The 8,576-nt window shown below is 60.8% G+C and carries 8 protein-coding genes; 6 read left to right on the forward strand and 2 right to left on the reverse strand.

All coding sequences use genetic code 11. The features are described from left to right. Nucleotides 1–768, forward strand: a 768-nt coding sequence (locus tag ACIOZM_RS11585) for a putative PEP-binding protein (protein ID WP_401213505.1), incomplete at its 5' end; no start/stop codon positions are given. A gap of 126 nt (nt 769–894) precedes the next feature. Here ACIOZM_RS11585 and ACIOZM_RS11590 read toward each other — a convergent pair. Then, the gene (locus ACIOZM_RS11590) at nt 895–1,641 is read right to left on the reverse strand and encodes an NRDE family protein (RefSeq protein WP_401213508.1); all 747 of its coding nucleotides are present in this window, start codon (nt 1,639–1,641) and stop codon (nt 895–897) included. Nucleotides 1,642–1,771: 130 nt separating this feature from the next. On the opposite strand from ACIOZM_RS11590, the gene ACIOZM_RS11595 reads away from it, so the two are divergent. From ACIOZM_RS11595 to ACIOZM_RS11605, 3 genes are all read left to right on the forward strand, one after another. Next, nucleotides 1,772–2,554 carry a sulfite exporter TauE/SafE family protein gene (locus tag ACIOZM_RS11595; RefSeq protein WP_401213511.1) on the forward strand — a complete coding sequence of 261 codons (783 nt, stop codon included), beginning with the start codon at nt 1,772–1,774 and terminating at the stop codon, nt 2,552–2,554. An 83-nt stretch (nt 2,555–2,637) separates the two neighbouring features. Then, nucleotides 2,638–3,453, forward strand: a complete 816-nt coding sequence (gene lgt, locus ACIOZM_RS11600; protein WP_401213514.1) for a prolipoprotein diacylglyceryl transferase — start codon at nt 2,638–2,640, stop codon at nt 3,451–3,453. A 50-nt stretch (nt 3,454–3,503) separates the two neighbouring features. After that, nucleotides 3,504–4,475, forward strand: a complete 972-nt coding sequence (locus ACIOZM_RS11605; RefSeq protein ID WP_401213517.1) for a thymidylate synthase — start codon at nt 3,504–3,506, stop codon at nt 4,473–4,475. 125 nt (nt 4,476–4,600) lie between these two features. Here ACIOZM_RS11605 and cadR read toward each other — a convergent pair whose 3' ends face one another. Beyond that, complete coding sequence (gene cadR, locus ACIOZM_RS11610; protein ID WP_401213519.1) at nt 4,601–5,050, reverse strand: Cd(II)/Pb(II)-responsive transcriptional regulator; 450 nt, start codon at nt 5,048–5,050, stop codon at nt 4,601–4,603. A gap of 85 nt (nt 5,051–5,135) precedes the next feature. Between cadR and ACIOZM_RS11615 the strand changes: the two genes are divergently transcribed. Both ACIOZM_RS11615 and ACIOZM_RS11620 read left to right on the forward strand, forming a co-directional pair. Continuing rightward, nucleotides 5,136–7,391 carry a heavy metal translocating P-type ATPase gene (locus ACIOZM_RS11615; RefSeq protein WP_401213521.1) on the forward strand — a complete coding sequence of 752 codons (2,256 nt, stop codon included), beginning with the start codon at nt 5,136–5,138 and terminating at the stop codon, nt 7,389–7,391. A 14-nt stretch (nt 7,392–7,405) separates the two neighbouring features. Then, entirely contained in the window at nt 7,406–8,269 is an 864-nt protein-coding gene (locus ACIOZM_RS11620; protein ID WP_401213523.1) for a LysR family transcriptional regulator, read from the forward strand. The last annotated feature ends 307 nt before the right edge of the window (nt 8,270–8,576 follow it).

Consider the following 8,576-nt stretch of genomic DNA (forward strand, 5'->3'; position numbering starts at 1 on the left):
ATGCGCAGCCTGGACATCGGCGGTGACAAGTCGCTGTCGTACTTCCCGATCAAGGAAGACAACCCGTTCCTCGGCTGGCGCGGGATTCGCGTCACCCTCGATCACCCGGAAATCTTCCTGGTGCAGACCCGCGCAATGCTCAAGGCCAGCGAAGGTCTGAACAACCTGCGCATCCTGCTGCCGATGATTTCCGGCATTCACGAACTCGAAGAAGCCCTGCACCTGATCCACCGTGCCTGGGGCGAAGTGCGCGACGAAGGCACCGACGTGCCGATGCCGCCAATCGGCGTGATGATCGAAATTCCGGCGGCGGTGTATCAGACCAAGGAACTGGCGCGGATGGTCGACTTCCTGTCGGTCGGCTCCAACGACTTGACCCAGTATTTGCTGGCGGTTGACCGTAACAACCCGCGAGTGGCCGATCTTTACGACTATCTGCATCCGGCGGTGCTGCAAGCCCTGCAAACCGTGGTTCGTGACGCGCATGCCGAAGGCAAACCGGTGAGTATCTGCGGCGAGATGGCCGGTGATCCGGCGGCGGCGGTGCTGTTGATGGCGATGGGTTTCGACAGTCTGTCGATGAACGCCACCAACCTGCCGAAGGTGAAATGGATGCTGCGCCAGATCAACCTGAGCAAGGCCAAGGATCTGCTGGCCGAGCTGATGACCATCGACAACCCGCAAGTTATCCACAGCTCGCTGCAATTGGCGCTGAAGAACCTCGGGTTGGCGAAGATGAATCCGCCGGCGGTGATCAAAGCCCTCTGAACGGCTAATGGCCTCATCGCTGGCAAACCAGCTCCCACAGGTTTTCCGGGTGCTCACAGATTTTGTGTTCACTAAAGATCCTTGTGGGAGCTGGCTTGCCAGCGATGGCGTCAGTCGGAACACCGCCTAAACCAGAATCTCTACTTCTCCCAAATGCCCGCCAAACGGCCCGAAACTCCGCTCAACCATCCTGCGCGATCCGTCCGCCTGCACAATCAGCGCGGTACTCGCCCGCGTCCCGTAACTCTGGCTGGCAATAAACACACTCGACAACAATGACTCGGTTGCCTGACCCACGCCGGTATCCGGCAGTTCGGCTTCCGGAGCGGTCTGCCCGTCGCTGAGAATCGCCAGCAAGCGTTCAGGTTGTGGGTCATCCAGCACCGCACTCAACGCGTCCCGCGCCTTGAGCAACTTCGGCCACGGCGTATCCAGCCCGGCATTCGACAACCCGTAAACTCCCGGCTCAAGCATCACCGGATGCGAAGCGCGGGCGTTGAAGTGCCACAGTTCATTGGCGTTACCGAGCAGCAGATTGAACCCGGCATATTCCGGCGAGCGGGCGACGATGTCGGCCAGGTAATCATCAATCGCCAGATTCCCCGTGAGAAACCGCGCCACCAGTTCACCCCGCGATTTACGCGCCGCCGGCTGCTGCGGATCACGAATGTTGGTCAGCGCGGCAAAGCGCCCATTGGCGCCGATCCCGAGCCACGTGCCTCCGGCTTCAAGGTCGCGGCCCGCGTGCACTTGCGGTGCGTCCGCCCATTGCGCCAGTGGCAGGCTGGGGCGGGCATAGAATTCGTCACGGTTGGCCGCGACGATCAGCGGCTGGGCATGGCCCGGGCGCCAGGCGAATACGATCAGGCACATAAGGTGGTCCTTGTGTGTTTTTTGCCCACTCTACGCAGACATCGTCCGTGCATCCATCGCAAGTGGAGCGCAAGGGCATGCATCCGTTACCATGCCGCTCCGGTTTGGGGGATGCGTCGGGGAGACGGCCATGGAATTTCTGCTCTATCTGGCGCTGGGCGCCTGTGCGGGCGTGCTGGCCGGGCTGTTCGGGGTTGGTGGCGGGATCATCATTGTCCCGGTGCTGGTTTTCAGCTTCACGTTGCAGGGTTTTGATCAGTCGATCCTCACGCATCTGGCGGTAGGAACTTCGCTGGCGACGATTATTTTCACCTCGGTGAACGCGGTACGCGAACATCATCGGCGCGGTGCAGTACGCTGGCCGATCTTTGCCTGGATGGCAGTGGGTATTCTGCTCGGCGCCGGTTTCGGTGCCCTGACAGCCGAGGCTATCTCGGGCCCCAACCTGCAAAAAATCATCGGTGTGTTTGCCCTGGTGATCTCGGTGCAACTGGCGCTGGACGTCAAACCCAAGGCCAGCCGCACGGTGCCGGGGAAATTCGGTCTGGCGGCAGCCGGCAGTGTGATTGGCTGGGCCTCGGCGATTTTCGGGGTCGGCGGCGGTTCGCTCACCGTGCCGTTTCTGACCTGGCGCAGCGTGCCGATGCAGCAAGCGGTCGCCACGTCGTCGGCCTGCGGGCTGCCAATTGCGCTGATGAGTGCATTAAGTTTCATGATTCTGGGCTGGCATGACCCGTTGCTGCCACCCCATAGTCTCGGTTTTGTGTATTTGCCGGCGCTGCTGGGCATCGCTGTGACCAGCATGATTTTCGCCCGCATCGGTGCGCGACTGGCCCACAGGCTGTCGCCGCGCTTGCTGAAAAGGCTGTTCGCCGCTTTGCTGTTTTGCGTGGGTCTGACTTTTCTGATCTGACGCGCCAGACAATCCTGGCTTAATCCTGAGGTGGCAGCGTCGCCCGGGAATTTTGAATGTTTCAACTCTAACGAGGAGTCGCAATGCTGCCTTACCCGCAGATCGACCCGGTGGCTCTGGCCATCGGCCCGCTGAAAATCCACTGGTACGGCCTGATGTACCTTGTCGGCATCGGCGGTGCATGGCTGCTGGCATCGCGCCGGCTCAACCGTTTCGACCCGACCTGGTCCAAGGAGAAACTCTCCGATCTGATCTTCTGGCTGTCGATGGGTGTGATTGTTGGCGGGCGTCTGGGTTACGTGCTGTTCTACGATCTGAGCGCTTACATCGCCAACCCGACGCTGATCTTCGAGGTGTGGAAGGGTGGCATGTCGTTCCACGGCGGGTTCATCGGCGTGATGCTCGCGGCGTTGTGGTTCGGCAAGCGTAACGGCAAGTCGTTCTTCCAGCTGATGGACTTCGTCGCACCGATGGTGCCGATCGGTCTGGGTGCCGGGCGTATCGGTAACTTCATCAACGCCGAACTGTGGGGCAAAGCGACTGACGTGCCATGGGCCATGGTCTTCCCGCCGTTCAGCGATCCGGCGCAACTGCCGCGTCACCCGTCGCAGCTGTATCAGTTCGCGCTTGAAGGCGTCGCACTGTTCCTGATCCTGTGGATTTTCTCGCGCAAACCGCGCCCGACCATGGCGGTTTCCGGCATGTTCGCACTGTTCTACGGCATCTTCCGTTTCATCGTCGAGTTCGTCCGCGTACCGGACGCGCAACTGGGTTATCTGGCCTGGAACTGGCTGACCATGGGTCAGGTGCTGTGTGTACCGATGATCATCGGCGGGCTGTTCCTGATCTGGCTGGCCTATCGTCGCGCTCCGGCGGCGCCGGTTGCCCCGACGGTTTAAACTACGAACCCCGGCGCGCGACGCCGGGGCTCAAAGGACACAGGTAACTCATGAAGCAATATCTCGAACTGGTCTCGCACGTCATCCAGAACGGCACCAAGCAGGCCAACCGTACCGGCATCAACACCATCAGCTTTCCGGGGGCGATGCTGCGTTTCGATCTGCAGGAAGGTTTCCCGGCGATCACCACCCGCAAGATGGCCTTCAAATCGGCTATCGGCGAGATGTGCGGCTTTCTGCGTGGCGTGAACAACGCTGCCGAATTCCGTGAGCTGGGCTGCAAGGTCTGGGACCAGAACGCCAACGAAAACGCGCAGTGGCTGGCCAACCCGTTCCGTCAGGGTGACGACGACCTCGGCGAAATCTACGGCGTGCAATGGCGCAAATGGCCGGCGTACAAGCAGATCCCGCTGAACAACACAGCGGCCATCGAACAAACCTTGAGCAACGGCTACAAGCAGATTGCCCAGGGCGAAGAAGACGGCCAGGCCTACGTGGTGCTGTACAAAGCCATCGATCAGGTGCGCCAGTGCGTCGACACCATCATCAAAGACCCGGGCAGCCGCCGCATCCTGTTCCACGGCTGGAACGTCGCCCAGCTCGATGAAATGGCCTTGCCGCCATGCCACTTGCTGTACCAGTTCCACCCGAATGTCGAGACCAAAGAGATCTCTCTGACCCTCTACATCCGCTCCAACGACCTGGGTCTGGGCACTCCGTTCAACCTCACCGAAGGCGCCGCGCTGCTGAGCCTGATCGGTCGCCTGACCGGCTACACGCCGCGCTGGTTCACCTATTTCATCGGTGATGCGCACGTCTACGAGAACCATCTGGACATGCTCAACGAACAGCTCAAGCGCGAGCCGTTCGCCATGCCGAAACTGAAAATCTCCGACCGCGTGCCGGAATTCGCCAAGACTGGCGTGTACCAGCCGGAATGGCTGGAGCTGGTGGAGCCAGGCGACTTCTCGCTGGAAGGCTACGAACACCACGCGCCAATGACCGCGCCAATGGCGGTCTGAAACTCCGCACCAAACCCCTGTGGGAGCTAGCCTGCTAGCGATAGGGCCATCAGATTCAACAGTGATGTTGACTGACAGTCCGCTATCGCTAGCAGGCTAGCTCCCACATTTGTTTTTGGGTGTTGTTAGTGGCCGTGGCTGCGGCCTACGTGGGAGTGTTCGACCTCGGTCGCGACAACCCCGCCACTCACTTCCAGCCGTTGCAAGATCCCGCATTGATCCGCTGCCGGTCCCTCGCCACACCGTTGGCGCAGGTCGAGCAGTTGTGTCTGCAATGCCAATAACCCATCGATCCGCGCTTTCACATGCTGGATGTGCTCGTCGATTAGCGCATTGACGCTTTCGCACTGATCCTGCGGACTGTCGCGCAGTGCGAGCAGGCTGCGGATTTCCTCAAGTGTCATGTCCAGGGTGCGGCAATTGCGGATGAACGTCAGGCGTTCGGCGTGGGCCTGGGTGTAGACGCGGTAGTTGCCGTCGCTGCGGGCCGGTTCCGGCAGCAGGTTTTCGCGCTCGTAATAGCGGATGGTTTCCACGGCGCAATCGGTCAGTTTGGCCAGTTCTCCGATCTTCATGACGGCAATCTCCAAAAGGGTGCTTGACCCTATAGTGGCTACAGGGTCTTTACTTGGCAACAGGCACCTTCATGGACGCGACCAAATGAGCGATTCCCAGCACACCCACAAGCCCGGCGACGGACATAACCACAGCCACAAATTGCAGCCAGTGCATAAGCACGAGCATGGCGGCGATTCCTGCTGCGCGTCGAAAGCCGCCGCACCTTCGCGGGTGCAACTGAGCGAGGCGAAAAGCGCCGACGCCCGGTTGAGCAGTTTCCGTATCGAGGCGATGGACTGCCCGACCGAGCAGACGCTGATCCAGAACAAACTCGGCAAACTGGCCGGCGTTGAGCAACTGGAGTTCAACCTGATCAACCGCGTGCTCGGTGTGACCCACAGTCTGCCGGACACCGCGCCGATCACTGAAGCGATCAAATCCCTCGGTATGCACGCCGAGCCGTTGGAGGCGGGCGTTGAAGCACCAACTCCTGCGCCAGTGAAAAAACACTGGTGGCCATTGGCGTTGTCCGGCGTTGGCGCATTGGCGGCGGAAGTTATCCACTTCACCAACGCTGCGCCGACCTGGGTGGTGGCGATCATCGCGCTGATCTCGATTCTCAGCGGTGGCCTGACCACCTACAAAAAGGGCTGGATCGCCCTGAAGAACCGCAACCTCAACATCAACGCGCTGATGAGCATCGCCGTGACGGGTGCGGTGTTGATCGGCCAGTGGCCGGAAGCGGCGATGGTGATGTTCCTGTTCACCGTCGCCGAGTTGATCGAAGCGCGCTCGCTGGACCGTGCGCGTAATGCGATCAGCGGTTTGATGCAGATGACTCCGGAGCAGGCCACGGTGTTGCAGGCTGACGGCAACTGGGTCGAACAGGATGTTAAAACCGTCGAACTCGGCGCCCGCGTACGGGTAAAGCCCGGCGAGCGCATCGCGCTGGACGGTGAGGTAGTGAGCGGCAGTTCGACCATCGATCAGGCACCAATCACTGGCGAAAGTTTGCCGGTGGAAAAAACCATCGGCGACAAGGTTTTCGCCGGGACCATCAACCAGGCCGGTTCGCTGGAGTACGCGGTGACCGCTGCGGCGAACAACTCGACGCTGGCGCGGATCATCCACGCCGTTGAGCAGGCTCAGGGTGCGCGCGCACCGACGCAGCGTTTCGTCGATCAATTTTCGAAAATCTACACCCCGGTGGTGTTCGTCCTGGCCTTGGCTGTGGCGATCATTCCGCCGCTGTTCATGGGCGCCGTGTGGTTCGACTGGATCTACCGCGCACTGGTGTTGCTGGTGGTTGCTTGCCCGTGCGCACTGGTGATTTCCACTCCGGTGACCATCGTCAGCGGCCTCGCGGCAGCGGCGCGCAAAGGCATTCTGGTCAAGGGCGGCGTGTACCTGGAGGGTGGTTTCAAACTCGACTATCTGGCGCTGGACAAGACCGGCACCATCACCCACGGCAAACCGGTGCAGACCGATTACCTGTCGCTCGACCCGACCGCCGACGCCTTGGCCCCGGCATTGGCGGCGGCGTTGGCCGGCCGTTCCGATCACCCGGTGTCGCTGGCTATCGCCAACGCCGCTGTTGATAAAGGCTTGGCGCCGCTGGTTGTGGATAACTTCGAAGCGCTGGCCGGGCGTGGCGTGAAGGGTGAAATCAACGGTCAGGCTTACCACTTGGGTAACCATCGTCTGGTTGAAGAGCTGGGGCTGTGCTCGCCGGCGCTGGAAGAAAAGCTGTTCGCGCTGGAGAAACAGGGCAAGTCTGTGGTGCTGTTGCTCGACCAGTCCGGCCCGCTGGCGCTGTTCGCCGTGGCCGATACGGTCAAGGAAACCAGCCGCGAGGCGATTCGCCAATTGCATGCACTCGGGGTGAAAACCCTGATGCTCACCGGCGATAACGTTCACACCGCGCAGGCGATTGCCGCACAGGTCGGCATCGATGAAGCCCGAGGCGACTTGCTGCCGACTGACAAGCTGCAAGCCATCGAAGAACTTTATGCACAGGGCCGTCGAGTCGGCATGGTCGGTGACGGCATCAACGACGCTCCGGCACTGGCCCGCGCCGAGATCGGTTTTGCCATGGCCGCGGCGGGTACCGATACGGCGATTGAAACCGCCGATGTCGCCCTGATGGACGACGATCTGCGCAAGATCCCGGCGTTCATCAGCCTGTCGCGTGATACCGCGAGTATCCTGAAACAGAACATCGCGCTGGCCCTGGTGATCAAAGCGATCTTTCTTGGGGTAACCTTCGCCGGACTCGCCACCATGTGGATGGCGGTGTTTGCCGACATGGGCGTGAGCCTGTTGGTGGTGTTCAACGGTCTGCGCCTGCTGCGCAAATAAGATGAGGGACGGTTGTGCTGAGTGCCGAGCTGAAAGCGTTTTACATGGTCGCCCGTCTGGGCAGCATCACGCTGGCAGCGAAAAAACTCGGCCTCAGCCAACCGACCGTGACTACGCAGATCCGCAATCTGGAAAGTCAGTATTCGGTCGAGCTGTTCTACCGTGGCGGCCGTCGTCTCAGTGTCAGCGAGGAGGGCGCACGGCTGTTGCCGATGGTCAAGGCGCTGTTGCAGCAGGAGGCCGATATCGAGTTCTTTCTGCGCAACAGCGGCCAGGTTCAGGGCACGTTGCGCATCGCCGCGACAGCGCCGTATTACATTCTTGATCTGGTGAAGACCTTTCGCGAGCGTCTGCCGCAGGTCGAGGTCTCGGTGGAAATCGGCAACTCCCAGCAAGTGCTGGAAGCGCTGGAGGATTACCGGGTGGATGTCGCGGCGTCGTCGCAGTTGCTCGAAGATGCACGGTTGATTCGCCGGGTGCTGGGGACTGATCCGCTGGTGTTGGCAGTGCACCGCAATCATCCGCTGGCGGCGCATGAGCATGTGACGTTGAGCGCTTTGGCCGGGCACACGCTGTTGATGCGTGAAACCGGCTCGACGACTCGGCGCCTGACCGAAGAGCTGCTCGCCAGCGCCGGGGTGAGTTTCGGCCCGTTGCTGGAGATCGGCAGCCGTGAGTCGATCCGCGAGGCGGTGCTGCGCAATATCGGCATCAGCATCATTGCGCGGCAGGAAGTGCCGCACGATCCGCAACTGCGGGTGCTGACCATCGAGAATGCGCCGCAGATTCCCGAGTATCTGTATTGCCTCAAGGAGCGCAAGAATGCGCGGCTGCCGGCGGCGTTTCTCGGCTTGGCGCAGGAAATGTCCCCGGCCTGAGATATTGGGTGTCTTCACTGGCCTCATCGTTGGCAAGCCAACTCCCACAGGTATTTCTGGTGTTCACCAAATCTGTGTTCACTGACGATCCCTGTGGGAGCTGGCTTGCCAGCGATGAGGCCAGATCAGTCACCCCATCCTCTGAACCAAAATCCCCGAATACCACTCCCACAGGGTTTTCTGGTGTTCACCAAATCTGTGTTCACTGAAGATCCCTGTGGGAGCTGGCTTGCCAGCGATGAGGCCAGATCAGTCACCCCATCCTCTGAACCAAAATCCCCGAATACCACTCCCACAGGGTTTTCTG

The sequence above is a fragment of the Pseudomonas sp. NPDC087346 genome, from assembly GCF_044744235.1.
Taxonomy (GTDB): domain Bacteria; phylum Pseudomonadota; class Gammaproteobacteria; order Pseudomonadales; family Pseudomonadaceae; genus Aquipseudomonas.

Excerpts from the sequence above, each read along its gene's own strand:
- ACIOZM_RS11615 (WP_401213521.1), top strand. The coding sequence starts at position 5,136 with ATGAGCGATTCCCAGCACACCCACAAGCCCGGCGACGGACATAACCAC.
- cadR (WP_401213519.1), bottom strand. The coding sequence starts at position 5,050 with ATGAAGATCGGAGAACTGGCCAAACTGACCGATTGCGCCGTGGAAACC.
- lgt (WP_401213514.1), top strand. The coding sequence starts at position 2,638 with ATGCTGCCTTACCCGCAGATCGACCCGGTGGCTCTGGCCATCGGCCCG.
- ACIOZM_RS11595 (WP_401213511.1), top strand. The coding sequence starts at position 1,772 with ATGGAATTTCTGCTCTATCTGGCGCTGGGCGCCTGTGCGGGCGTGCTG.
- ACIOZM_RS11590 (WP_401213508.1), bottom strand. The coding sequence starts at position 1,641 with ATGTGCCTGATCGTATTCGCCTGGCGCCCGGGCCATGCCCAGCCGCTG.
- ACIOZM_RS11605 (WP_401213517.1), top strand. The coding sequence starts at position 3,504 with ATGAAGCAATATCTCGAACTGGTCTCGCACGTCATCCAGAACGGCACC.